Genomic DNA, 24,943 nt, shown 5'->3' on the forward strand with positions numbered 1-24,943 from the left:
AGGGTTTTACCTTGCCACCAATATTAGTACGATTAAAGCCGTGATAAATAATAGGCTCGCGCACCGCTTCTTCTTCCTTGCCTGCGCGGGGCTGTCCTTGCTGGTTGGGCTCGCCGCCGGGGCATCCCTGCTCGGCGTGGGATTTTCGTCGGCAGCCTCCGTCGCCGCCGATCACGGCCCGCTGATGGTCTTTGGCTTTGTCGGCGGCGCCATTGGGCTAGAGCGCGCCGTCGCCGTGCGCACGCGGTGGGCCTGGGCAGGACCCATCTTCCACGTAGCCGGTTTCGTGGGCATCGTGGCAGGCTTACCGCGGCAGGTCCCGGCCTTGTGCTTCGCCGCCGGCTTCATCGTGCTGGGGTTGATCTATGCCACCATCCACCGGCGCCAGCCGGCCCTGCCCATCATTGTGCAGGCCACCGGCGTCATCGGTGGGGTAGCAGCGGCACTGCTGTGGGCCATGGAGCCGGCCTTTTCTACGGCGATGCCGCTGTGCGTGCTCTACGTGGTAGCGACGATCATCGGCGAGCGCATGGAGCTTGCCCGCATCACCATGGCCGGCACCCAGGCGGAAAAGCGCATTACCCTGTGGGTTTTGGGGTTGGCGGCGCTCAGCGTGGTCTATATCCTTTCCCCGGCCGTGGGCTACCGCGCGATGGGTGCGGCGCTTATCGGCGTTGCGGTTTCTACCGTGCGCGTGGATGTGGCGAAGAACCTAGTGCGCTCGCGCGGGCTGCCGCGCTATTCCGCAGCCTGCATGCTCGCCGGGTATTTTTGGCTGGCCCTGGGCGGATATTTCTGGCTGCTTTATGGCGAAAGCTCGGGCTTTGCCTACGACGCCTCGGTGCACGCCATCTTTTTAGGCTTTGTCATGTCCATGATTTTTGCCCATGCCCCCATCATCATTACCTCCGTCATCCGCCGCCACTTGCCCTACCATCCGGTGCTTTTTCTCCCCGTAGCGGTCCTGCACGGCGGGCTGGCGCTGCGCATTCTTGCCGATGTCGCCCGCCACACCGTTGCCTACCAGGTAGGTGGCCTGACCACCATCGCCGCCGTCTTGGTATTCCTCGCCTGCGGCATTACGTTGACGGTGAAGGAGGCCCACCGTGCGCATTAATGACATCTCCCTGGCCGCCCGCAGCCGCTGGCATATCCTTACCGCCGCGCTTATCGGCGCGTGGGTACTCATCGGCATCGGCATCAACGTGGCGGGCCACCTGGGCGCCCCCGTGGTGTGGTGGGAACTCATCCACCCGCTGACCATTGGCGCGCTGACCACCGCCATCATCGTATTTTCCACCCATTTCACCGAGGCGCTCACCCGCACCGCCAATAATGGTTACCGCGGCGTGGGCGCGCGCGTGGCGCTCATCCAGGTGGGCCTCATCCTGCTCATGATCGATCGCGCGGGCTATGACTGGGGCCTGCTTGCCGATGCCGCCTCCCTCCTCATCATCGCCGCCCTTGCCTGGCAGCTCGTATTCACCTATACGCGTTTGCGCGGCTCGCTTTCCGGATCCTTTGCGGTGACGGTGCCGTTTTATGCGGCCGCATCCATCTTCATGATCGCCTCCGTGGTGCTCGTGATCTTAAGCGGCAATGGCGTGGGTAACTATTCCTTCCTAGTGGCAGCGCACTCGCGCGGCATGGTCTGGGGGTTTGCGTGGCTGACCATCGTGGGCACCATCGTGACGCTGCTTCCCACCTTGTCTAATACCGCGATTTCGCCCACCGCGCGGATGCGGTGCACACGCGGGCTCATCGTCCACTGCACCGGGCTAATACTGACCATGGTCTGTGGCGCGGTGGGGTGGACGCGCGCGGCGGGCATCGCCCAGCTGCTTGTCGTGCTAGCTGCAATTATGATCATCCAACCGGTACTGGCCACTGTGCTGGGGTGCAACCCCCGGCTCACCACAGCATCGGTATCCGTTATCGCAGGACTGCTGTGGATGGTGGCCCTGTGCGCCGGCGATGCCGTCGCCGCAGCGCTCGGCGCTTACCCGCGCGTCATCACGCTGTTTGTGGTTCCGGCCTTCATCGGCGGCGGCATTTTGCAGCTGGTCACCGGCGTCTTGCACCATCTCTTGCCCACGCTGGTGGGAGGCGGTCCTGCCAAGGTGCACCACGGCCGGGATACCGCGGACCGCGCCGGTTTTGCCCGACTCGTCCTCATCAACCTCGGCGCCCTGCTGAGCCTTGTCAACGCCCTTTCTGCTGGGCTTATCCTCATGGGGATAGGCTTAGCATTAAACGTGCTTGCCGTGGGACGCGCCGTCTACCAACAACAGAATCTGGAGAATTAAATGCTTAGTGTTTCTTCCCCACAGCCACAGGATAAGCCGCCGGAGTCCGGTAACTCCCAATGGGCCTCGTGGTTACTTATCGGTATCGCGCTGGCCGCGGTGATCGCGCTCGCCCTAGTCAATACCATCTCTAAGGACTCTCAACCGGCGGGCTCTGTTGCCGAAGGTGAAACCCACACCATTGACGTAGAAGTCGATGGTATGGCCTTCGTCCCCAACCACGTTGATATCGATCCCGGCACCCACTTGGTGGTTAACTTCACCAATACCGGGGACCAAGTCCACGATCTAAAGATTGGTGATGCCGAAACCGGCCGCGTCGATCCCGGCGATACCGTGCAGCTCGATGCCGGTGTCATCGAATCCAGCATCGAAGGCTACTGCACCATTGCCGGTCACCGCCTGCAAGGTATGACCTTTGACGTCAACGTGGACGATTCCGCGCCAAGCACCGGCGGGCACGATCACCACCACGCCGTGGCAGGGGCATCCAACCCGCACGTTGATGTTCCGAGCGCCGCCGAACTCGGTGCCTCCCGCGAAGGTTTTAGCGCCTATGACGCCTCCCTGGCGCCGGCGGCTAATACCACCACGCACGAAGAAACCTGGTCGATGACCGAGGAAATCGTTGAGGTAGCCCCAGGAGTTAAGCAGATGCAATGGCTTTTTAATGGCCAGGCGCCAGGGCCGACGCTGCGCGGCAAGGTGGGCGATAAGTTCAAGATCACCATCAAGAACGAGGGCAGCATGGCCCATTCCATCGACTTCCACGCCGGTGAGGTCAACCCGGATGAAAACATGAAGTCCATCCAGCCCGGGGAAGAACTAACCTACGAATTCACCGCGAATCGCTCCGGCATTTGGATGTATCACTGCTCAACCGCCCCGATGTCCCTGCACATCGCCAACGGCATGGCCGGTAACGTCATCATCGATCCACCAGATCTCAAGGACGTAGATGCCGAGTACAACTTCATCGCCAACGATGTATTCCTCGGTGAGGAAAAGACCGGCGCCGACGCCCAGCGCGTGGCCGATGGCGACTTCGACCTCATGGCCTTTAATTACTACCCCAGCCAGTACGACGTCGACCCCATCAAGGCCAAGGTGGGCGATACCGTCCGGTTGTGGATCCTGAACGTGGGCCCCGATCAGCCGCTTAGCTTCCACGTGGTGGGCGAGCAATTCGATACTGCCTATAAGGAAGGTGCTTACCTCATCAAGGACGAGGATAAGACCGGTTCGCAAGCCCTCGACCTGCTCCCCGCACAAGGCGGGTTCGTGGAGATGACCTTCAACGAGCCTGGAACGTATTCCTTTGTCAACCACATCATGACTAACGCGGAAAAGGGACAGCACGGCAAGTTCGTCGTCACCGAATAAAGCGGCCTTAGTTCCCCGCCCTTCGTTCCCGCGCACTTCGTTCCCCCGCCCTTGGCGCTCACCAGGGCACTGTAGAGAGATAGATCCACCTCTCCTCGTGAGCGCAAAGGGCGGGGGTCCTTTGATCGCAGCCTCCCCCTTGGCGCTCACAGGGCGGAAGTATCTACGGCCGCGCCGCTTTCCTCGTGAGCGCGAAGGGTGCGGGGGTTGATCGGCACCTTCCCTTGGCGCTCACCGGGTGGTGATTTCACGGCCGCGCCGCTTTGCCGGTGAGCGCGAAGGGCGAGTGGGGGCGCGGGGTGGGCGCGTGGGTAGCGTCGGAGTAGATTCAGACATAAGGAAACCGCCGCGGGCCATCCAAATACTGGACGACGCGCGGTGGTGAAAAGGACCGAGGAACTACCTAGGCACCGTGGCCAGGGGTTTCTCCCTCCAATTGCTTCCGGTTGGAGCGGATAGGCTCCCACGCGGTATTGGAGCGCATCGGGGTGGTGCGTTCATCGCGGGAGCGGTACACCACGTAGGGGCGGGTGACGTAGCCAACCGGTGCCGAGAATGCGTGGACGAGGCGGGTAAAGGGCCATACTGCGATGATGGTGAAACCGCAGAGGACGTGGACCTTAAATTGCCACGGGGCGCTGGCCATGAGGTCGGGCTGAATGTTGAAAATCAACAGCTGGCGCAGCCATGGGGAAATGGTCTCGCGGTAGTCGTATCCGCCGGTGCCAGCGAGGTCAAAAAGCTGCAGGGTAAAGGTGGCAAACGAGCCCGATACCAGCGCGAGGCCGAGCAGCGCGTACATGACCTTGTCCGAGGTGGAGGTGGACAAGAATACGGAGCGGTTCTTTAGCCTGCGGTACAGCAATCCGGCAAAGCCCAGCAGGACCGCCAGTGCGGCGATGGAGCCGGGGATGGTGGCCAGGAGGTGGTAGGCGTGGTCGCTGATGCCAACGGCCTGGGTCCAGGACTTGGGGAATGCCAAGCCCATCAGGTGGCCGATGACCACGAAAACCATGCCCCAGTGGAAGAGCGGCGAGGATAAACGCAGCAGCTTGGATTCATAGATTTGGGAGGAGTGGGTGGTCCAGCCGAATTGGTCGGATCGCCACCGCCAGAAGATGCCCACGAAGAATGCCGCGATGGCTAACCACGGGAAGGCACCCCAGAGGAAGTTATCAAACATGATGTGGCTCCTAGACGAGGTCTGGTTGGGTAGTGGGGAAGGGAAGGTCTGCAATGCCGACCATCTCGGCGGGTGGGCCGGTGCGGATGAGATCGACGTACTTTTGCGCGGTATCAGAATCGACTTCTGGAAGGGCCTTGCACAGCGCCACGATCAAGCTGACGTACGGCGAGCGCTCGTGGGCGAGGGCCGCGCGCAGCACCTCGATTCCCTCGCGGTAGCTGGCTACCAATTCGACGGCGCGCTCGTGCGTGTCCCCCTCGCTCATGGCGAGGGCTTCGAGGACGACGCAGAGGTGATCGGGTAGTTCTTCATCCGAAATTTCGAAGCCGAGCGATTCCAATTGCTGGCGGAAGGACAAGATGGCCATTCCGCGCTGGCGGGTATCGCCGACGGCGAAGTAGGACAGGTACAGCGCGCAGCGGCGGCGTTGATCAAAGGTCTCGACGTAGTGCTCTTCCAAGCCGCGCGGGCCGATACTGCGGGCCCATTCGGCGAAGTTGATGAAGTCGGTGACAATGGCCAGCGGCAGGTCATCTACCTGGTCTTCGACCACGGAGAGGCGGTCAAAGATGTCTTCGCCTGGGTAATTAAGCAGCACGGACACGGCCATGGCGACTATCCGCCGCTGGTCTTCGGTGACCTCGACAGGCGTGACGAATTCGCGCGGGACTTGACCGGTGTGGGTGCGCAGCGTCTTTTCGACGTCCTTGGCACCGCCCATGGAACCGATGCCGGCGGGAGTTCCGAACCCGGCCACGGGGGCATCGGCACCCTGCGGGGCAGATTGCCGCTGCAGGGATTCCTGGCGCTTGCGGAGTTTATCGAAGATATTCACGGCTAACCTACTTCCGCGGCGGGAACATGGCATCGGGGCGGTCGCCGCTCCAGGAGAGCAGCGAGACCTTACCTTGCGGTTCGGCGCCGTGGGTGCAAGCTTCGGGCGCGCCCATGCCAAGGTCGTGGAAGACGTCCTCGGAGGCCTTGGCCGGGTCCACATCGCCGAACGGATCCAAATCGGTAATGCCGCGCGGGGATTCCGGCGAGGCGGTGGGGATAACGTAGCGGTCATCGTATTTAGCGATGGACAACAGGCGGTACATGCCTTCCATATCCCTGCCCGTCATGCCGACTGCCTGGGCGATTTCCTCCTGCGGCTCGTTGCCCAGGTTGATATCGCGCATATACGAACGCATGGCGACGAGCCGGCGCAGCGACTTTTCCACCGGGACGGTATCGCCGGCGGTAAATAGGCCCGCCAAGTATTCCAGCGGAATGCGCATATTCGATAGCGCCGAGAAAAGGATCTTGTGGTCCTCACCGTCGTTGCCGGTTGCGGTCACCTTGTCAACGATGGGCGACAGCGGCGGGATGTACCAGACCATCGGCAGCGTGCGGTACTCCGGGTGGAGCGGCAGAGCGACGCCGTACTTGAAGATGAGGTCGTAGATCGGCGACTGCTGCGCGGCATCGATCCAGGAGTGCGGGATGCCCTCCGCCTGGGCCGCGCGGACTACCTCTGGGTCGTGGGGGTCGAGCATGATCGACTTTTGTGCCTCGAAAAGGTCCTGCTCATTCTCGGTGGAGGCGGCCTCGGCGACGCGGTCGGCATCGTAGAGGATAACGCCCAAGTAGCGTAGGCGGCCCACGCAGGTCTCGGAGCACACCGTGGGCTGGCCCACCTCGAGGCGCGGGTAGCACAGCGTGCACTTTTCGGCCTTACCGGTCTTGTGGTTGAAGTAGACCTTCTTATACGGGCAACCGGATACGCACATGCGCCAGCCGCGGCAGCGGTCCTGGTCCACCAAGACGATGCCGTCTTCGGTGCGCTTGTACATCGCACCGGAGGGGCAGGAGGATACGCAGGTCGGGTTCATGCAGTGCTCGCAAATGCGCGGCAGGTAGAACATGAACGAGTCCTCGATTTCCTTCTTGACCTCGAGGTTCATGTTGTGGAGAACGGGGTCATCGTCAAGCGTGGCAGTAGAGCCACCCAGGTTATCGTCCCAGTTGGAGGACCATTCAATCTTGCCGATGTCCCGTCCGTCGATCTGGGAGACCGGCTTGGCGGTCGGCTGGGTCTTCTGGCCCGCCTCGGCGCCCATCAGGTCCTCGTACTGGTAGGTCCAGGGCTCGTAGTAATCCTGGATGGTGGGCAGGTTGGGGTTGTGGAAGAGGGTAGCCAGTTTCTTGAGGCGCCCGCCGGCCTTGGGCTTGATCTTGCCGGACGCCGTGCGCTCCCAGCCGCCCTTCCACTTTTCCTGGTCTTCCCAGGTGCGCGGGTAGCCGAGGCCGGGGCGGGTTTCGACGTTATTGAACCAGATGTACTCGGTGCCTTCGCGGTTGGTCCATGCCTGTTTACAGGTAACTGAACAGGTGTGGCAGCCAATGCACTTGTCCAAGTTCATGATCATGGAGATTTGGGCCATGACTTTCATTAGTAGGATACCTCCTGGGAACGGCGGCGAACGCGGGTGACTTCATCGCGGTTATTACCGGTAGGGCCGATGTAGTTGAAGTGGTAGGTCAGCTGGCCATAGCCGCCAGCGATGTGCACCGGTTTGATGGAAATGCGGGTCAGCGAGTTGTGCGTGCCGCCGCGGCGGCCGGTGTGCTCGTTGATAGGTGTGCCCACGGTGCGCTCCTGTGCGTGGTTGCACAGCATGGTTCCCTCCGGAATGCGGTGGGAAACAATGGCGCGGGCGGAGACGACGCCGTTGCGGTTATATACCTCGACCCAGTCATTGTCCGTCACGCCGATTTTCTCGGCGTCCTTATTGGACATCCAGACCACCTGGCCACCGCGCGAGATGGAGAGCACGTGCAGGTTGTCAAAGTACTGCGAATGGATGGACCACTTATTGTGCGTGGTCAAGTAACGCAGGGTGACCTCGGCCTCGCCCCGGTCATTGGTCAATTCCGTGCCCGGCGCGAATTCGCCGTGCATGTGGACGTGGTCGAGCGGTGGGCGGAAGATCGGCAGCGCTTCGCCGTAGTCCATGAACCAGTCGTGGTCGATGTAGTACTGCATACGGCCGGTCAGCGTGTGCCAGGGCTTGTCGAACTCGACGTTGATGGAAAAGGCGGTGTAGCGGCGCTTATTGCGCTTATCGGCGGTCCACTCCGGGGAGGTGATGACCTCCTTCGGGCGTTCCTTGATGTCGTCCCACGTGATGCGTACGTCTTCATCGGGAGCGCCCAGCGGGGTGAGATCCTTGCCGGTGCGCGAGGATAGGAACTCAAAGCCTTGCTTGGCTAGCTCGCCGTTGGAGACACCGGAAAGGTGCAGGATGGCGTCGATGACCTTGGTGTCCTTGGATAGGTCCACCAGCTCGCCCATCGAGGTCTCCGTGGTGCCACAGATAAGCTCGAGCTCTTTGACCTGCTTTTCCACGTTGAACTTGGTGCCGTGCACGCCGGTGCCGGCCTTGGCGGGAAGCGGGCCCAGGTGGGCCCACTTTTCGTAGACCTTGGTGTAATCGCGCTCGACCACATGCAGCTTCGGCATCGTGACCCCAGGGATAAGGCCCTGTTCTTCGGGGTCGGGGACGATGCCATTGGGCATGCCGAGCTCGTCTGGGCTGTCGTGGTGGCTCGGCTGGGTAATGACATCGCGTTGCACGCCAAGCCACTTGGTGGCTTTATCAGAGAGTGCCGCGGCCAGGTCCCGGAAGACCTCATAGTCCGAGCGTGCCTCCCACGGCGGGTTAATCGCCGCGTTAAACGAGTGCAGGTACGGGTGCATGTCGGTAGAGGACATATCGTGCTTTTCGTACCAGGTAGCGGCCGGGAAGATGAGATCCGAGACCAGCGTGGTGGAGGTATTGCGGAAGTCCGTGGTCATCATCAGATCCAACTTGCCCTCCGGTGCCTCATCCACCCACTTAATGCTGCGTGGGCGGTCTTCGGGGGCTAGTTCTTCCGCGGTGGCGTCCGAGTCGATGCCCAGCAGGTGGCGCAGGAAGAACTCGGTGCCCTTGGCGGACGAGCCGAGCAGGTTGGTGCGCCAGTTGAGAAGGATGCGCGGCCAGTTCTCCTCGGCAGACGGGTTGTCATAGGAGAATTCCAGGCGGCCGTTTTCTAGCTCTTGGACCACGTAGTCGTTGATGTCCATGCCGGCCTCATCGGCTTCATCGGCAAGGAAGAGGGAGTTGCGGTTGAACTGCGGGTAGGCCGGCATCCAGCCACGGCGCATGGATTCTGCCATGGTATCGGAGACCATCTTGTCCCCAATGGAACCGTGGCTAGCAAGCGGCGATCCCAAGTGGGAGGCACGCGAATTATCGTAGCGATACTGCTCGGTGGCGAAGTAGTAGAAGCCGGTGGAAATCATGTGGCGCGGCGGGCGCTGCCAGTCGGCGGCCATGGCCCACTGGGTCCAGCCGTTGATCGGGCGAAGTTTTTCCTGGCCCACGTAGTGCGCCCAACCGCCGCCATTGACGCCCTGGGTACCGCACATGGAGGTCAGTGCCAAGAAGGTGCGGTAGATATTATCGGCGTGGAAGTAGTGGTTGACGCCAGCGCCCATGATGATCTGCGAACGGCCCTTAGAATCCGCGGCGTTTTGCGCGAATTCGCGGCCGATGCGGATAGCGGTATCGGCGGCCACGCCTGTGAGCTCTTCCTGCCAGGCGGGGGTGCCGACTTCGCTGGAATCGTGGAAGTCCTTCGGCCAGCTACCCGGCAGGTGGAGATCCTCGCGGTTGACGCCGTAGTGGGCGAGCATGATGTCGAAGACGGTGGTAACCAGCTTGCCGTCGACCTCGCGGACTGGCACGCCGCGGTGGACGATGCCCGCGCCAATGGGCTTATCGGTTCCCACGTCCTCTGGGTTGGTATCCAGGTCGAAGCGCGGGAAGAGCACCTCGGCGGTATCAAAGCTATCGGTTTCTGCGATGGACATGACCGGATCGGCGTTATCTAGCGCCAGGTTCCACTTGGCGCTTTCGTTATCCCAGCGGTCTGCCACGGTGCCGCCTGGGTCAACGATGCACCCGTCTTCCTCCATCACCAGGCCACGGTGGGTGGCGTTGGGGGAGGAATTCAAGGTGGCATCGGCAAGCTGCGAGGCGGTGAGGAACTTGCCCGGGGTGTAGGTGCCGTCGCCGCGGTCTTCCAGGGATACCAGGAAGGGTGAGTCGGTGTATTTGCGCATGTAGTTCAGGAAGTACGGTTCCTGGCGGTCTACGTGGAAGGTCTTCAAGATCACGTGGCCCATGGCAAAGGCGAGGGCGGCATCCGTGCCCGGCTCGATGCGAGCCCACTCATCGGCGAACTTGGTGTTATCGGCAAAGTCGGGCGAGACCACGACGACCTTGGTGCCCTTGTAGCGCGATTCCACCATGAAGTGGGCGTCCGGGGTACGGGTGACCGGGATATTCGAGCCCCACATCATGAGGTAGGAAGAGTTGTACCAGTCGCCGGATTCGGGGACGTCGGTCTGGTCGCCGAAGGTCTGCGGCGATGCCGGGGGCAGGTCGGCGTACCAGTCGTAGAAGGAGAGCGCGACGCCGCCGATGGTCTGCAGGAAGCGCATGCCCGCGCCATAGGAGATCTGGGACATGGCCGGGATCACGGTAAAGCCGTTGATGCGGTCCGGCCCGTACTTGCGGATGGTGTAGACGTGCGCGGCCGAGGCGATATCGATGGCCTCTTCATAAGAGATGCGGATAAGCCCGCCCTTGCCGCGCTGGGAGATATACGCCTTGCGCTTTTCTGGGTCCTCCTGGATGGCGCGCCATGCCAGGACGGAATCGCCGTGCTTTGCCTTTTCCTCGCGGAACATATCCACCAGCACGCCGCGGGCATACGGGTAGCGCACGCGGGTAGGAGAGTAGGTGTACCAGGAAAAGGAGGCGCCGCGCGGGCAGCCGCGGGGCTCGTATTCCGGCATGTCATTGCCGGTGGTGGGGTAATCCACCGCCTGGGACTCCCAGGTGATGACGCCGTCTTTGACGTAAACCTTCCACGAGCATGAACCGGTGCAGTTCACGCCGTGGGTGGAGCGCACCATCTTGTCGAAGGCCCAGCGGTTGCGGTAGAAGACGTCTGCCTGGCGGCCGCCCTTTAAGAAAAGCTGCTGACCAGAATCGGTAGCTTCGCCTTTGCGCAGGTAGGCACCGAGCTTAAAGAGTGGATTTGAGTTGCCTTTTTCGGGCGCGAAGTATGCAGTCATGGGGAATGAAAGCTCCTAATTATCCGGGGAAAGGGGCGTTGGGGCGGGCGTAGTAGATCCACACCAGCACGGTGGTGATGGCGAAGTAGACGGCGCAGCCCCAGAAGAACGTCGGTGCAGACATCATGGAGAGCAAGACACCCGCGACAAACGGGCCGAAGGCGCCGATGGCACCGGTCCAACCGATGACACCGCCTGCTTGGCGCTTGGGCAAAATCATGGGCATCTGCTTAAACGTGCCGGCATTGCCCAGGCCAGTGAAGAAGAAGAAAATGAGCATGGTGCCCAGGAACCACCAGACCTCATCCGGCTCGTCCGGGGTGAGGAAGAAGGTGGCCACGACGGTAAAGATGGTCATGCCCAGGCAGCCAATGAAGGTCCAGATGGCGCCGCCGAACTTATCGCACAGCGGGCCCCACAGCGCGCGGACGAGCGCGCCGATGAGTGGTCCCAGGAAGGCGTAGCTCGCGCCGGCAGGGAGGTTATCGTAGGTGCCGGCAAATTCGGAGCCTTCGCCGAAAATCTGGTTAATAAGCAGCGCGGTTTGCGCCGCGAAGCCGGAAAATGCGCCAAAGGTCATGAAGTAGACGACGGTAAGAATCCAGGTGTTCTTATTGCCAAAGATGTCCATCTGTTGGCGGAAATTCGCCTTCACGGGAACGTCCTTGAGCAGGGTCCACGCGAGGAATGCGCCGACGATGGCCCACGGCACCAGGAAGATGGCGGGGTTGTGGACAAAGATTTCGCCGTCATCGGTGCGCTGCGGGGCGACAAAGCCCACGCCCAGCAGGGTAAAGCCCATGAGCCATGGGGCGACCAGCTGGATAAAGGAGATACCGAAGTTACCGATGCCGGCCTGGATACCCAGCGCGGTACCGGACAGGCGTTTGGGGAAGAAGTAACCGGTCGAGGGCATGAATCCGGAGAACACGCCGCCACCGATGCCGGAGAGGAAGGCGAGGGTCAGCAGCCACCAGTATGGGGTGGAGGAGTCTTGCACCGCGAAGAACCAACCCAGCATGGGGATGATAAATAGCAGCGACGAGCTGAAGACGAGCTTGCGCGTGCCCAGGATGGGCGGCAAGAACATGAAGATGAGGCGGAAGATACCGCAGGCCAATCCGGGGATGGCGGTCAGCCAGTAGAGCTGGCTGCGGGATAAGTCGAAACCGATCTGGTTCAACTGTGGGGCAATTGCCGATACGAGGTACCAGGTGGCAAAGCCAATGATAAGGACAAATGTGGAGATCCACAGCGTGCGCCAGGCAATTTTAGAGTCCCAGTGGTCAGAATCTTCTGGATCCCAACCTTGGATGACTTTGCCTGAGGTATCAAGAGCAGTCATGATTTCCTCACAGGTAGTAGGTCGTTCGACTCCTCAATTTACCGGCGACTATGCTCGAACAGATAAATAAAAACGGTAAAATCCGTATCTAATTACGGCATACAAATGTTGCGTAATTCTTGATCGATTCCGATATCGCAGGTTAGCCCCATGTCCCAAGTGTGTTGGTATCGAAAACTGAATAATGTGATATTAACCACACTCCACAATGGGAAAGGAATGAGACTTATGCCCCAAAGGAAGGCACAGATAATCGTCAGCTCGGACCGCATTTTGTCCGGGGAAAAACCGAACCGCGCCGGGGAGAAAGCGGCAGAAATCCTGCGCACCCACGACATCGATGTCGCGCCACCGAGCATCGTGCCGGAGGGCTATACGCCAGTCGACGACGCGCTGCGCACCGCCGTGGATACCGGCACCGATATCGTCGTGGTCATCGGCGGCACTGGCATCGGGGCGACGAACCTGACCCCAGAGGTCACCGAGCGCTATATCAAGGCCCGCCTCTACGGCCTGGAGACCCAGGTGCTCCTGCGCGGGCTCGGGTCCTCGCCCAAGGCGGGCCTCTCCCGCGGGATCATTGGCATGACCGACCACGGCGGCGGCAGCCTCATCATCAATTGCGCCTCATCCACCGGCGCCGTCGCAGATGCCCTTGGGGTTATTGCGCCGCTGCTTGCCGATGTCTTCCGCTCCCGCGGCGAATAATCTCTCTCACCCCTCCCCGTAACCCGCCCTTCGCGCTCACGGGGTGGGTGGAGTGTGGCTAGATTAGCCGCGCCGGTGAGCGCGAAGGGCGGGGTGTGGCGGAATGGCCTGCAATTCGGCAGGGGTATCGTAATCGCGCTCGGCGCCGGTGCCGGCCACCTCGACGAAATCGGCGCCGCGGATAAGCCTGCGCACGGAGACATTGCGGGTCGACTCCAGCGCGCCCAAGCGCTCAAAGAGCGCAGCGGTATGCCACAACGAACACAGCGGTTGTAAGTACCCATCCGCGGCGCGGGTAATCGCGGCACCGGCGGTGGGCGCGGCGTTTAAGGCGTTATCAAGGCATGGCAGCAGCTGTGGGGAATCGGGCGCATCCACCGCGAAGAGCGCCAGGCGGTCGCACTGGGAGAGTGCGCGCGCCCCGGTCTCGATGCCGGCGACGGGGCCGCCGAAAAGTGGGGACTCGCACACCTGCGGCAGGCCGAGGTAATACGGGGAGATAACAATAGACGGCATGCCATAGGGAAGCTGGTGCCGCAGGCGATCCACCAGGCGCAGGCCAAAGGCGCGCACCTGTGCCTTATCGGCCCCGCCCATGCGGCGCGATTGCCCGCCGGCCAGAATGATCGCGCCGTCCATTAAGCCTCCGGGAGGGTCCTAGACCAATCGCCGGAGCGGCCGCCCGATTTCGCCACGATGCCGCACCGGCGGATAAAGGCGGAGCGATCAACGCCCTTGACCATGTCAATGAGCGCTAAGGCGGCAACGTTGACCGCGGTCAGCGCCTCCATTTCCACGCCGGTGCGGTCGGCGGTGCGCACGGTGGCGGTGATCTTCACGTGGGTATCGGCAAGCTCAAGATCTACCGCGCAGCCGTGCACGCCAATGGTGTGGGCGAGTGGCAGGAGTTCTGGAACCTTCTTTGCCGCGGAAATGCCGGCGATGCGCGCGACCGCCAGCACGTCGCCCTTGGGTACGGTGCCCTCGCGCAGCGCGGTCATGACCTCCGGGGAACAGGCGACCTCGCCCTCGGCGGTGGCGGTGCGCACGGTTGGCTGCTTCTCGGTCACATCGACCATGTAGGCGGTGCCGGCGGAATTGAGGTGGGTAAACTCCATAGAAAATTCTCCTCTTTAATACAGATAGACGGTGGTCTCTTCGCCCGCGGCGGGGGCAGGTCCATCGATGATGCAATACCCATTCGTACCTGCCAGCGAGACCACCCGGTGGCTGCCGCGGCTTAACGCGCCAGTAATCCTGGGTTTTCCCGCAAAGCTGACGGTGACCGGAACGATACAGGGGCGCGTGTGTGCAGGTGGCAGCGGTACCGCGACCTCCGCGCGCAGTTGGACGGCCTCCCGCGGGTGCGGCTGGCCCGATAAGGCGGCGATAAGCGGGCGGGCATAGAGCTGGAAACCGACGAACGCCGCCACCGGATTGCCCGGCAGCGAGAGCACCGGAACGCCCCGCCACGTGCCGATGCCCTGCGGCGCGCCCGGCCGCTGATGAACGTGCCCGAACCACGAATCATCGCCCGTGCCCAGCACCCCGTGCACCACGTCAAAGGCGCCGGTCGATACCCCGCCGGAGGTAATGATGAGATCGTGGGATTCGGTGAGCTCATCAAGCAGCCGGGATAACTCCGCGGGGTCGTCGCCGACGTGGGAGTAGGACTCCGTGTAGGCAAGGGAGGCGAGCATCGGTCCATTGGAATCCGGCAGGCGCCCTGGGGAAAGCTCGTCCGGATACGGGGATAGCTCATTGCCGGAAGAAATCACCGCGATGCGCGGGCGCCGGTAAGCCTCCACGGAATAGATTCCGGTGGAAATAAGCGCTGCGATCACGGCGGCATTCGCGGTGATCCCAGCCGTAGCAACGATGATGCCTGGCTGTATATCTTCGCCTGCGGTGCGGATATGCGATTTTGTGGGCGCGGCGGTGATGGTGACCTCGCTCGGCAACTGTGTGGGCCCAGGCGGGACGGTGGTGTCTTCTACTGGGACGACGATTAAGCCAGTGGCATCACCCACCGGCGCGCCGGTCATGATGCGAACGGCCTGGCCGGCGGGAACTGCCTGAGCGGTTGCACCGGCGGGGACATCGCCTGCGACCGGCAGCGTCCACGGGCCCGTGCCCGAAATATCAGTGGCGCGGACGAGGAATCCATCCATGGCGGAATTAGCAAACGGCGGGACGGGAAAACGCGCGGTGGCATCCTCTGCTAATACTCGGCCGCGCAGCGCTGGGCCCACGGGAACGGACTCTGCGCGCGGGGCCGGCGCCAGCGCCAGAACCGCGGAAAGGTGCTCAGAAATGGAACGCGATGCGGACATAAATAATTAGATTAGCCGCCAATGGCAGACATGGGACGATCCGGCTGCAAAAAGCCTTCATCATCAATGCCGTGGCCGGGTTTCTTCGTCCACATTTCCCCGGCCCATGCCTCCATCAACTCCTCGTCGCTGGCCCCGGAGCGCATAAGATCCCGCAATTGGGTTTCGGAATTGCCAAAAAGGCAGTTGCGCACGGCGCCATCAGTGGTAAGCCGGGTGCGGTCGCAGTCGCCACAGAAGGGATGGGTTACCGAGGCGATAATGCCCAGCTTGCCGGCGGTGCCATCGGGGGCGATAGCATCCCACAACGCGGCCGGGGCCGATCCGCGCGGCTCCCGCGCCGGGCGCATGGAAAAGTGGTCCTGGAGCCTGAGCAAAATATCATCGGCGGTGACCATGTCTTCGCGGCGCCACTTTTCGCGCGGGCCGAGAGGCATCTGCTCGATAAAGCGCAGCTGGGCGCCCTGGTGCAGGGCATAGTCCGCCAGCGGGACGATATCTTCCTCGTTGACGCCGGGCATGACCACGGCATTGATCTTGACGGGATTCAATCCGGCATCGGCCGCAGCGGCGATGGCCTCGAGCACGTGGGATAGGCGGTCGCGGCGGGTGAGTGCGGCATAGCGCTGAGGATCGATGGTATCCAGCGAGATATTGATGCGGTCGAGCCCCGCGGCGGCAAGCTTTGCGGCGCGCTTTTCCAGACCCAACCCATTGGTAGTCAGCGCCGTGGACGGTGCGATGCCTTCATCCGTGGTGAGTTCCTTGGTGGCGGCGATGATATCTGCCAAGGATTTGCGCAACAGCGGTTCGCCGCCGGTAAAGCGCACCTGGCGGATGCCGAGCTTTTCCACGCCGAGGCGGATAAGCCGGATGGTTTCTTCATCGGATAGCGTTTGCTGCGTAGGCATCCACTCTAAGCCTTCGGCCGGCATGCAGTACGTGCAGCGCAGGTTGCAGCGATCCGTAAGCGACACGCGCAGGTCGCGGGCCCTGCGGCCGTAGCGATCAACCAAGGCGCGGGTGCCGTCGCTTGCTGCGGCAGGTAAGTCCTCCGGCGGCTGCGACCGGCCCACGGTGGGCAGGGGCAGGGAGACCGCTGAAGAAGAAGGCGTTGGTGAAGTCATTGCTGCCAGTCTAAGAGTGGGGAACAAGGTACACCAAGCTACAACGCCACCTGGCCGGGGATTATTCCTCGTTTTCCCGGTTAAAATCGCTTTCGTCGATATCGTCAAGGCGCTGGGCTTCACCCGGGCCCTTGAGGCGGATGATGTTGTAATCGCCTTCGGCCAAGTGGGCGCGCAAATCCTTCTTATCGAACTTGCCCACTGACGTCTTATCGATGGATTTTACGAAGGTCCAGTACTCCGGCAGCATCCAGCTGGGCAATTCCTTGCGCAGGCTCTGGCGCAACTTTTCGGCGGTCTCGATGGTGGGCGAGGCCTGCTCGCCCAAGACGGTGACGGCAAGCGGGCGTTCCACCCATTGCTTATCGGGGTAGCCGATCACCGCGGCTTCCACCACATCGGAATTGGCCATGATGAGGTTTTCCAGCTGTACCGAATAGATCCACTCGCCGCCGGAGCGGATGACATCGCGGGCGCGGTCCTCAACGGTAAGAAAGCCGTCCTTCGTCACGGAACCGACATCGCCGGTGCGCAACCAACCATCTGCGGTGAACTTGGATTCCGCGGCCTCGACTGGCTTGCCGCGGAACTCGGAGGCCACCTCGCCCGGCTCGGCGGTGGGCGAATGATAATAAGAACCGGTCACGAGGTTGCCGCGCACCTGGAGCTCACCGGCATTGCGGTCGGTCTTGGATACCACTTGGCCATCATTGACCACGCGGTACTGCAGCGAGGCGGCGATCTTTCCCTGGGAGATGCGATAGGCCCACCGGGTATCGCCGGACGCGCCCTGTGGCGGGCGGGCAACGCTGCCGACCGTCGAGGTTTCGACCATGCCCCACACGTGCACGACGTCGACGCCGTAATGCTCCTCCCACATCTTGATAAGCTGCGGCGGCACAGGGGAGCCGCCGGCGAAAATTTCCGTCAGCGTCATGCGCTCTGGCGGATTGTGCATGTAGTGCACGAAGAGCTGGATCCAGATGGTGGGCACGCCGTGGGCCACGCGCGGCGACGTGGCCGCAATGACCTTGGCAAGGGTGGGGGCGGAAACATCGGCATCGGGAAGCACGAGCGGGGTACCCGTCATGAAACACGTAAAGGGAACGCCCCAGCTCAGCACGTGATAGATGGGAATGCAGCACAGGAAGGTCTCACCGTGGGTAATGCACAGCGAATCCGAGGAACGCAGCTGCATGGCCTCGAGGTACAGCGAGCGGTGGGAATATAAAACGCCCTTCGGCGCGCCGGTGGTGCCGGTGGAATAGCACAAAGCGGCGGCGGTGCGCTCATTGAGCTCGGGCCAATCGTAGATGGTAGAGCGGCCATCTAGCAGCGCCTCGTAGGAATAAAACTCGATGCCGCGCGGGAAATGGTGGGCAAAGCGCTGCGGCGATTGGGAGCCGGTGAAAATCACCGAATACACGGATGGCGCGCCGTGTAAAACCGTGCCCAACTGCGGGGCGAGGCGGGGATCACACACGATGACGGAGACCTCAGCGTGGCTAATGATGTGCCGGATCTGGTCATTCATCAACTGCTTATTCAGCGGGGTAAAAACCGCGCCCTTGCAGGCGGAGCCAAACATGACCTCGAGGTGCTCGGCGCAATTCCACATGAAGCTGCCCACGCGCTGATCACCGGTAATGCCAAGGTCATCGTGTAAAACATGGGCAAAGGCCGCCGCGCGGGCGGCGATATCGCGGAAGGTGACCTTTTCTGCGGGGCCAAACTCGGATCCGGTGCCCTCACCGTGCCAGGTGGTAACAGTGGTATTGCCGTGCACCGACGCGCCGTATTCCAAAATACGGGTTAAAGACAGGGGAATATCCATCATTGTGGAAAGCATGCTTCCACTGTAGCGGTGTCCAAGTACTCACGGTGTAGCGAATGCGCTATACTTGCCATCGACTGATAGGAAAGCGGGAAATCTTCCCAATCCTATGCAATCGGGCCCAGTGACAGGTCCCATCGTTAAACATTGCCCACAGTCGTTTCTTGAATTCTTCCGCCCCGCGTACGAGCTACAAGGGGGAATTCCCATACGGTAACCGGAAGAGGCCTCATGCTTATTGCCCGGCAGGGTGCGCTAGCGCCTTGGCACGAGGGCGAAAAGATAAGAAAAATACACATCGGCTTCCAGTGCAACCGCCCAAGCTTCCCTGAAGTGGGGGAGGGCGGATCCCAACTATGGACCTGGTCAAGCAACGAAAGGATATCCGTGAGCGATACGGACAACACCGCGGCACAGGATCTCGCATCCCTGAAGCTGCCGGAATTGCGCAAAATGGCTGCCGAGCGCGGCCTTCGCGGCGTCTCTGCCCTGCGCAAAGGGGATCTCATCACCGCCATTAAGACCGGTCAGGTTCCCCCAAAGGCGAAGGCAAAAATAGAGCAGGCAGAAAAGGCCGAGAAGGCCGAGAAGGCCGAGAAATCCGCTAAGGATGCGGCGCCTGCCAAGCAGAAAGATAAGCCGTCTAAGAAGGACGATCGCGGCGAGAGCGATAACGGCAAGTCCAGCGAACAGCAGGACAACCGCGGCAAAGACCGCAAGGACAACAGCGACGACCAGCGCTATGAATCGCGGTCGCAGGCCCGCCGTGCCCGCCGCAACCGCGCCCGCCGCCAGGAGCGTCTAGAGCAGGACGATAATAACCGGGGCGAGAATAACCGGGGCGACGCGCACAACCAGAACCAGAATCGCCACCAGGATCGCCGCGATGACTCCCAGGATGGTTCCGATAACCAGGGAGACAAGCAGGGCGATAAGAACGGCGATAATAATCACCGCAATAATCGCAATGACGATAATAATTTTGACCGCGGTAACCGCCGTGGCCGTCGCAACCGCCGGAATCGCCGGGGCGGCCGGGGCAATAATGATAACCACGGCGGCGGCAATGACCTGCAGGTACGCGAGGGCGATGAGCTGCAGGCTGTCGGCGGCATCTTAGATGTCGTAGACAATAACGTCTCGTTCCTGCGCACCACTGGGTACCGCGCGGGCGATGCGGATGTCTTTGTTAATAAGAACATCGTGCGCCGTTTGGGCCTGCGCTCTGGCGATGCCATTACCGGTCAGGTCAAGGTGGCTGGGCCTACCCACACGCACGGCAATGGCCGCAACCGCCGCAAGTACAACCAGTTGGTGCAGGTCGATACCGTCAATGGGATCGATCCCGAAGAGGCAAAGCAGCGCCCGCACTTTAATAAGCTCACGCCGCTGTATCCCAACCAGCGCCTGCGCTTGGAAACGGATCCAAAGATCCTCACCACCCGCGTCATCGACCTGATCATGCCGATTGGTAAGGGCCAGCGCGCGCTCATCGTCTCGCCGCCAAAGGCCGGTAAGACCACGATTTTGCAAAATATCGCGAATGCGATTGCCACCAATAACCCTGAGTGCTACCTCATGGTGGTGCTGGTGGATGAGCGCCCTGAAGAGGTCACGGACATGCAGCGCTCCGTGAAGGGTGAGGTCATTTCTTCGACCTTTGACCGCCCGCCATCAGAGCACACCTCCGTTTCCGAGCTGGCCATCGAACGCGCAAAGCGTCTGGTGGAGCAGGGCAAGGATGTTGTGGTGCTGCTGGATTCCATCACCCGCTTGGGCCGTGCGTACAACAACTCCTCCCCGGCATCGGGCCGCATCCTGTCCGGTGGTGTGGATTCCAATGCGCTCTACCCGCCAAAGCGCTTCTTGGGCGCTGCCCGCAATATCGAAGAGGGCGGTTCGCTCACCATCATCGCCACCGCGATGGTGGAGACCGGTTCGACCGGCGATACCGTCATCTTCGAGGAATTCAAGGGCACGGGCAACGCGGAATTGAAGCTGGACCGCGGGATCTCGGAACGCCGCGTATTCCCAGCTGTGGATGTCAACCCCTCCGGAACCCGCAAGGACGAGCTCCTGCTGGTGCCTGAAGAGGCGCGCATCATGACCAAACTGCGCCGCATCCTGTCGGCCCTGGATTCCCACCAGGCAATTGACCTGTTGATCAAGCAGCTTAAGAAGACCCGCTCGAATGGCGAGTTCCTCATGCAGGTGGCTTCTTCTGCACCGATGGCTGCGGATAAGGACGAGGAAGACTATGTCTAATCAAGTTTCCATGGTTGATGACATTGTGTCGGAATACCAGGGCATTGAAATGCAGATGGGCGACCCAGAAATCGCCGGCGATCAGCAGGCTTTTCGCAAGCTATCCAAGCGGTACGCGGAGCTGCGCCCCATCATCAAGGTCAACGAGGAGCTGACCCAGGCGCGCGAGGATCTCGCGGACGCCAAGGAGATGGCTTATGAAGACCACGACTTCCAGGAAGAAGCGGACCGCCTAGCAGCGTCGGTGGAAGAGCTGGAAGAAAAGCTGGCTGACCTGCTCGCCCCGCGCGATGAGCAGGACTCGGAAGATATCATCATGGAGATCAAGGCCGGCGCCGGCGGCGAAGAGGCCGCGCTCTTTGCCGGCGACTTGGCCCGCATGTACGAGCGTTTTGCCGATAAGATCGACTTTAAGTGGGAGGTCTTGGGCCTTAACGAGTCTGATTTGGGCGGCGTAAAGGACATGACCATTTCCTTCCGCGCTAAGTCTCCGACGCGCGATGGCGCGTGGTCCGTCTTCAAATTCGAGGGCGGCGTGCACCGCGTGCAGCGCGTGCCGGTCACGGAATCGCAGGGCCGCATCCAGACCTCCGCTGCTGGCGTGCTGGTGTACCCGGAGCCCGAAGAGGTGGAATCGGTCAATATCGATGACAAGGATATCCGCGTCGATGTGTACCGCTCCTCCGGTAAGGGTGGTCAGGGCGTGAACACCACCGACTCCGCGGTGCGCATTACCCACCTGCCCACGGGGTTGATTGTTACCTGCCAGAAGGAACGTTCGCAGATCCAGAACAAGGCCCGCGCCCTGCAGGTGCTGCAGGCTCGCCTGGACCAGATGGAGCGCGAGGCCCGCGAGGCCGAGGCTGGCGAGCAGCGCGCCTCCCAGGTGCGCACCATGGATCGCTCCGAGCGCGTGCGCACTTATAACTGGCCCGAAAACCGCATCACGGATCACCGCATTGGCTACAAGGCCAATAACCTGGATTCCGTGCTAAACGGCGATATGCAGGATCTCATCAAGGCCCTGCAGGACCAGGAGCGCGCCGAGCGCCTTGAGGCCGAGGGGTAATCGCGGTCGATGGAATCGTACGGTGAGGCGCTGCGCCATGGGGTGCAGCGCCTTCGCGTTGCTGGAGTAGGAAGTCCCGAGTGGGATACGCGGATCCTCATCTCCCACCTCATTCACTGCGGGCATTTGGATATCCCGCTGCACGAGCCACCCATGCCCGGCTTCGAGGTGGCTTTTGAGGCGCTTTTGCGCAGGCGGGAACAGCGCGAGCCGCTGCAATACGTGCTGGGTACGGCGTGGTTTGGGCCCCTAGACCTAAAGGTGGGCCCAGGCGTGTTCATTCCGCGCCCGGAAACGGAGGTGATGGCGGACTGGGCGGTCCACCACGCACCAGGCCCGCGCATGGTGGATTTGTGCTCGGGTTCGGGCGCGCTGGCGCTCTACCTGCAGCATTACGTACCGCAGGCGGAGGTTAAGGCAGTAGAGCTTTCCGATGCCGCCCTCGAGTTCACCCGCGCCAATACTCTCGGCACCGGGGTAGAGGTGGTGCAGGCGGACGCGACCGACAGTCAGACTCTGGCGGACTGGAATGGCACGGTCGATCTCGTAGTGACCAACCCGCCTTATGTACCGGAAGATCCGAACCTGCAACTGGAGGTGTATCACGATCCGCACGTGGCCGTCTTCGGTGGCGATGACGGCATGGGAGTAATCCGCGGGTTGATTCCCACCATCGCCAGGCTTTTGCGGCCCGGTGGGCTCATAGCGATTGAACACGACGATACGACTGGCGATGCCGTGCGCGATGCGGTGCGTGACCACGGTGGCTTTGCCCATATCGCGCCGCTTAGGGACTTAACAGGCACGCCGCGCTTTATTACCGCTCAGCGCACGGTAGACTAAGGCATCACCGTCGGGCAAGAAGGGGATAATTGATGCAAGGAAAAATTTATAATTGCGCCGATGACACCGAGCGTGAGGAAGGCGTGAGCATCGCCACCAAGGCCGCAAAGTCTGGGCGGCTCGTGGTCATGCCCACCGATACGCTGTACGGTTTGGGCTGCGATGCCTTCGATAATGACGCGGTAGCCAACCTGCTCGCCACCAAGCAGCGCGGGCCGGATATGCCGGTTCCCGTGCTCGTTGGCTCGTGGAATACCGTGCGCGGACTCGTCGCCTCGTACCCCGATTCCACCCGCGACCTCGTCGAGGCCTTTTGGCCAGGCGGGCTATCCATCGTGGTGCCACAGGCGCCATCCTTGCCGTGGAACTTGGGAGATACCCGCGGCACCGTCATGCTGCGGATGCCCCTTCACCCGATTGCCATCGAGCTCTTGCGCGAGGTAGGACCGATGGCGGTTTCATCTGCCAATATCTCCGGACACCAACCACCAACTACGGCGCAAATGGCCAAGGACCAATTGGGCAAGGCCGTCACCGTGTACTTGGATGGGGGAGAAACGGACATCGGCAAGCCCTCGACCATTATCGATCTCTCCGGTGATCATCCATACCTACTGCGCGAGGGTGCATTATCCGCGGAGGAAATCGGTGAGGTCCTCGGCGTCTCCGCTGATTCCCTGCGGACCCGGCCCCAAGGATAGAAGGAGCATTTCGCGTGAGCGGCACTGGCGTACCGCTGCGCGAGTTGGCCTTGGTCATCCTCGTAGCAGCGACATTTACCTACCTGACCACCGGAGTGGTGCGATCCTTTTTGGTCCGCACGGGCCGGGTGGCAGAAATTCGCCTGCGTGATTCCCACTCCCAGCCCACGCCCCGCATGGGCGGGCTCGCCATGTTTACCGGTTTTGGCGCGGCGATATTCCTCGCAGCCCAGCTTCCAGCCTTGACTCGCGGGTTTATGCCCGTCACCCCGGAGATGAGCGCGGTGATGTGGGCGGCGCTGGCCATCGTGCTTGTCGGGGTTGCCGATGACTACTTGGAACTCGGCGCCCTCATCAAGCTTTTCGGGCAGCTCTTTGCCGCCGCGCTCATGAGTGGCCTGGGCCTGACGTGGACGCTGCTTTTCATCCCCTTCGGCGGCGGCACCACGGTAGTGCTCGACCAGATTCAAAGCACGTTGCTTACCGCGTTTTTCACCGTGCTCCTTATCAATGCCATCAACTTCGTCGACGGCCTCGATGGCCTCGCAGCAGGACTTGGCCTCATCGCCGGTGGCGCCATCTTAGTCTTTTCGCTCACCGTCCTGCATGACCAGGGCGGGGCGGTATCGGCCTATCCACCCGCTATTATCAGCGCCGCTCTGGTGGGGATGTGTGCGGGCTTTTTGCCCCATAACTTTGAACCCTCGCGAATCTTTATGGGCGATTCCGGCTCCATGCTTATCGGGCTCTTGCTCGCCGCGGCTTCTACTTCGGCCTCGGGCAAGATCAATATGTCTCTCTACGGCACCGTGGACATGGTGGCGCTAATGTCGCCCATCCTCGTGGTGATCGCAGCGGTGTTTATTCCAGTCTTAGACCTTGTCTGGGCGGTTATTCGCCGCCTATCCCAGGGCCGTTCGCCATTTTCTGCGGATAAGGCGCATATCCACCACCGCCTGTTGTCGTTGGGGCATACGCACCGGCGCACTGTGCTCGTGCTGTACCTCTGGGTATCCGCGGTGGCCTTCGGTGCGGTGTCCTTTTCCATCGTGCCGGCCCCGGTAGCGGTCGGCTTGTCCATCACGGCATTATTGGTTGCCTTTGGCACGACCTTGATTCCACTGCGGCAGGGCAAGATTGGTCTAAGGTCCTCGGATGATTGCGTATTGCATGACTCTGCGAGCGCGTGATGTAGGGTGAATGTCCGTGAGTGACACAACGGAAAATGCTAATTTCGATGACCCGCGCCTGCCGCTGCAGCGCGCCGTAAAGAAGGGGGCTACCGCCCTCGGCATCTTTACCATCATTTCCCTCGCCGTCTGGGGAGGGGCACAAGGTGTCGCCGGGCTCTGGGGCGTTATCGTCGGTGCTGCCCTCGGCGGCGGCTTTGTCTTGTTTACCGCGCTGTCGGTCCTCTTTACCGCGAACTCGACACCCTCAACCACTATCGCGGTGGTATTGGGCGGCTGGCTTATCAAGCTGATCGTGCTTATCGGCGTGCTAGCCATTATCCGGGACATGGATTTCTATGACACGTGGGCGCTCTTTCTTACCGTCGTCGTCGCGCTCATCGTTACCTTAGGCTCGGAAGTCTGGGCCGTGGTCACCTCTCGGGTCACCTACGTGTCCTAATTCGTGCCCACATTAGGGCTTAGCCGTCGCGCACTGGGG

The 24,943-nt window shown here is 61.5% G+C and carries 20 protein-coding genes; 10 read left to right on the top strand and 10 right to left on the bottom strand.

The genetic code is table 11. From position 1 onward, the window contains the following. Positions 1-40 precede the first annotated feature (40 nt). Genes QP908_RS01910 through QP908_RS01920 form a run of 3 tightly spaced genes read left to right on the top strand, consistent with a single transcriptional unit; the run spans position 41 to position 3,689 of the window. On the top strand, positions 41-1,117 hold the full coding sequence (locus QP908_RS01910; RefSeq protein ID WP_239267780.1) for a DUF8744 domain-containing protein: 1,077 nt from the start codon (positions 41-43) through the stop codon (positions 1,115-1,117). Continuing rightward, entirely contained in the window at positions 1,107-2,306 is a 1,200-nt protein-coding gene (locus QP908_RS01915) for a beta-carotene 15,15'-monooxygenase (protein WP_239267778.1), read from the top strand. The genes QP908_RS01910 and QP908_RS01915 overlap by 11 nt, the downstream gene beginning before the upstream one ends. Beyond that, positions 2,307-3,689 (top strand): multicopper oxidase domain-containing protein, encoded by a 1,383-nt coding sequence (locus tag QP908_RS01920; protein WP_239267776.1) that lies wholly within the window; start codon positions 2,307-2,309, stop codon positions 3,687-3,689. A gap of 403 nt (positions 3,690-4,092) precedes the next feature. Here QP908_RS01920 and narI read toward each other — a convergent pair whose 3' ends face one another. The 5 genes from narI to QP908_RS01945 are packed head-to-tail and all read right to left on the bottom strand — an operon-like array spanning position 4,093 to position 12,392. After that, positions 4,093-4,872, bottom strand: coding sequence for a respiratory nitrate reductase subunit gamma (gene narI, locus QP908_RS01925; RefSeq protein WP_005280178.1), 780 nt, complete (start codon positions 4,870-4,872; stop codon positions 4,093-4,095). A gap of 10 nt (positions 4,873-4,882) precedes the next feature. Next, positions 4,883-5,710: a nitrate reductase molybdenum cofactor assembly chaperone gene (gene narJ, locus QP908_RS01930; protein WP_284771527.1), complete on the bottom strand. Its 828-nt coding sequence runs from the start codon at positions 5,708-5,710 to the stop codon at positions 4,883-4,885. A gap of 7 nt (positions 5,711-5,717) precedes the next feature. Next, on the bottom strand, positions 5,718-7,310 hold the full coding sequence (narH, locus tag QP908_RS01935) for a nitrate reductase subunit beta (RefSeq protein ID WP_126318814.1): 1,593 nt from the start codon (positions 7,308-7,310) through the stop codon (positions 5,718-5,720). Next, entirely contained in the window at positions 7,310-11,047 is a 3,738-nt protein-coding gene (locus tag QP908_RS01940) for a nitrate reductase subunit alpha (protein ID WP_239267774.1), read from the bottom strand. The genes narH and QP908_RS01940 overlap by 1 nt, the downstream gene beginning before the upstream one ends. A gap of 19 nt (positions 11,048-11,066) precedes the next feature. Beyond that, positions 11,067-12,392 carry a nitrate/nitrite transporter gene (locus tag QP908_RS01945; protein WP_239267773.1) on the bottom strand — a complete coding sequence of 442 codons (1,326 nt, stop codon included), beginning with the start codon at positions 12,390-12,392 and terminating at the stop codon, positions 11,067-11,069. A gap of 228 nt (positions 12,393-12,620) precedes the next feature. On the opposite strand from QP908_RS01945, the gene QP908_RS01950 reads away from it, so the two are divergent. After that, the gene (locus QP908_RS01950; protein WP_239267771.1) at positions 12,621-13,100 is read left to right on the top strand and encodes a molybdopterin-binding protein; all 480 of its coding nucleotides are present in this window, start codon (positions 12,621-12,623) and stop codon (positions 13,098-13,100) included. Positions 13,101-13,163: 63 nt separating this feature from the next. Here QP908_RS01950 and mobA read toward each other — a convergent pair whose 3' ends face one another. From mobA to QP908_RS01975, 5 genes are all read right to left on the bottom strand, one after another. Continuing rightward, positions 13,164-13,739 (bottom strand): molybdenum cofactor guanylyltransferase, encoded by a 576-nt coding sequence (gene mobA / locus QP908_RS01955; protein ID WP_239267769.1) that lies wholly within the window; start codon positions 13,737-13,739, stop codon positions 13,164-13,166. After that, entirely contained in the window at positions 13,739-14,218 is a 480-nt protein-coding gene (moaC, locus tag QP908_RS01960) for a cyclic pyranopterin monophosphate synthase MoaC (RefSeq protein ID WP_239267767.1), read from the bottom strand. Before moaC ends, mobA begins: the two co-directional genes overlap by 1 nt. A gap of 15 nt (positions 14,219-14,233) precedes the next feature. Then, on the bottom strand, positions 14,234-15,433 hold the full coding sequence (locus QP908_RS01965; protein WP_284771528.1) for a molybdopterin molybdotransferase MoeA: 1,200 nt from the start codon (positions 15,431-15,433) through the stop codon (positions 14,234-14,236). Positions 15,434-15,444: 11 nt separating this feature from the next. Then, entirely contained in the window at positions 15,445-16,560 is a 1,116-nt protein-coding gene (moaA, locus tag QP908_RS01970) for a GTP 3',8-cyclase MoaA (protein ID WP_005280187.1), read from the bottom strand. A 61-nt stretch (positions 16,561-16,621) separates the two neighbouring features. Next, the gene (locus QP908_RS01975; RefSeq protein WP_284771529.1) at positions 16,622-18,409 is read right to left on the bottom strand and encodes a long-chain fatty-acid--CoA ligase; all 1,788 of its coding nucleotides are present in this window, start codon (positions 18,407-18,409) and stop codon (positions 16,622-16,624) included. A 372-nt stretch (positions 18,410-18,781) separates the two neighbouring features. Between QP908_RS01975 and rho the strand changes: the two genes are divergently transcribed. From rho to QP908_RS02005, 6 genes are read left to right on the top strand one after another with little or no spacing between them, the layout of a single operon-like run. Continuing rightward, positions 18,782-20,659, top strand: coding sequence for a transcription termination factor Rho (rho, locus tag QP908_RS01980; protein ID WP_284771530.1), 1,878 nt, complete (start codon positions 18,782-18,784; stop codon positions 20,657-20,659). Beyond that, on the top strand, positions 20,652-21,728 hold the full coding sequence (gene prfA, locus QP908_RS01985) for a peptide chain release factor 1 (RefSeq protein ID WP_005282411.1): 1,077 nt from the start codon (positions 20,652-20,654) through the stop codon (positions 21,726-21,728). Before rho ends, prfA begins: the two co-directional genes overlap by 8 nt. 9 nt (positions 21,729-21,737) lie before the next feature. After that, the gene (gene prmC, locus QP908_RS01990) at positions 21,738-22,571 is read left to right on the top strand and encodes a peptide chain release factor N(5)-glutamine methyltransferase (RefSeq protein ID WP_284771531.1); all 834 of its coding nucleotides are present in this window, start codon (positions 21,738-21,740) and stop codon (positions 22,569-22,571) included. Positions 22,572-22,603: 32 nt separating this feature from the next. Beyond that, complete coding sequence (locus QP908_RS01995; RefSeq protein ID WP_005282416.1) at positions 22,604-23,272, top strand: L-threonylcarbamoyladenylate synthase; 669 nt, start codon at positions 22,604-22,606, stop codon at positions 23,270-23,272. A gap of 14 nt (positions 23,273-23,286) precedes the next feature. Further along, positions 23,287-24,462, top strand: a complete 1,176-nt coding sequence (locus QP908_RS02000) for an MraY family glycosyltransferase (RefSeq protein ID WP_023017787.1) — start codon at positions 23,287-23,289, stop codon at positions 24,460-24,462. 10 nt (positions 24,463-24,472) lie between these two features. Further along, positions 24,473-24,904: a Cg1360 family ATP-synthase-associated protein gene (locus QP908_RS02005; RefSeq protein WP_284771532.1), complete on the top strand. Its 432-nt coding sequence runs from the start codon at positions 24,473-24,475 to the stop codon at positions 24,902-24,904. Positions 24,905-24,943 lie beyond the last annotated feature (39 nt).

It is taken from the genome of Corynebacterium sp. MSK204 (genome assembly GCF_030229885.1).
GTDB lineage: Bacteria > Actinomycetota > Actinomycetes > Mycobacteriales > Mycobacteriaceae > Corynebacterium.

What these genes read in the sequence shown, in the direction of transcription:
- QP908_RS01920 (WP_239267776.1), top strand. Translation starts at nt 2,307, where the DNA reads ATGCTTAGTGTTTCTTCCCCACAGCCACAGGATAAGCCGCCGGAGTCC.
- narI (WP_005280178.1), bottom strand. Translation starts at nt 4,872, where the DNA reads ATGTTTGATAACTTCCTCTGGGGTGCCTTCCCGTGGTTAGCCATCGCG.
- narH (WP_126318814.1), bottom strand. Translation starts at nt 7,310, where the DNA reads ATGAAAGTCATGGCCCAAATCTCCATGATCATGAACTTGGACAAGTGC.
- QP908_RS01940 (WP_239267774.1), bottom strand. Translation starts at nt 11,047, where the DNA reads ATGACTGCATACTTCGCGCCCGAAAAAGGCAACTCAAATCCACTCTTT.
- QP908_RS01945 (WP_239267773.1), bottom strand. Translation starts at nt 12,392, where the DNA reads ATGACTGCTCTTGATACCTCAGGCAAAGTCATCCAAGGTTGGGATCCA.
- QP908_RS01950 (WP_239267771.1), top strand. Translation starts at nt 12,621, where the DNA reads ATGCCCCAAAGGAAGGCACAGATAATCGTCAGCTCGGACCGCATTTTG.
- mobA (WP_239267769.1), bottom strand. Translation starts at nt 13,739, where the DNA reads ATGGACGGCGCGATCATTCTGGCCGGCGGGCAATCGCGCCGCATGGGC.
- moaC (WP_239267767.1), bottom strand. Translation starts at nt 14,218, where the DNA reads ATGGAGTTTACCCACCTCAATTCCGCCGGCACCGCCTACATGGTCGAT.
- QP908_RS01965 (WP_284771528.1), bottom strand. Translation starts at nt 15,433, where the DNA reads ATGTCCGCATCGCGTTCCATTTCTGAGCACCTTTCCGCGGTTCTGGCG.
- moaA (WP_005280187.1), bottom strand. Translation starts at nt 16,560, where the DNA reads ATGACTTCACCAACGCCTTCTTCTTCAGCGGTCTCCCTGCCCCTGCCC.
- QP908_RS01975 (WP_284771529.1), bottom strand. Translation starts at nt 18,409, where the DNA reads ATGCTTTCCACAATGATGGATATTCCCCTGTCTTTAACCCGTATTTTG.
- prfA (WP_005282411.1), top strand. Translation starts at nt 20,652, where the DNA reads ATGTCTAATCAAGTTTCCATGGTTGATGACATTGTGTCGGAATACCAG.
- prmC (WP_284771531.1), top strand. Translation starts at nt 21,738, where the DNA reads ATGGAATCGTACGGTGAGGCGCTGCGCCATGGGGTGCAGCGCCTTCGC.
- QP908_RS01995 (WP_005282416.1), top strand. Translation starts at nt 22,604, where the DNA reads ATGCAAGGAAAAATTTATAATTGCGCCGATGACACCGAGCGTGAGGAA.
- QP908_RS02005 (WP_284771532.1), top strand. Translation starts at nt 24,473, where the DNA reads ATGTCCGTGAGTGACACAACGGAAAATGCTAATTTCGATGACCCGCGC.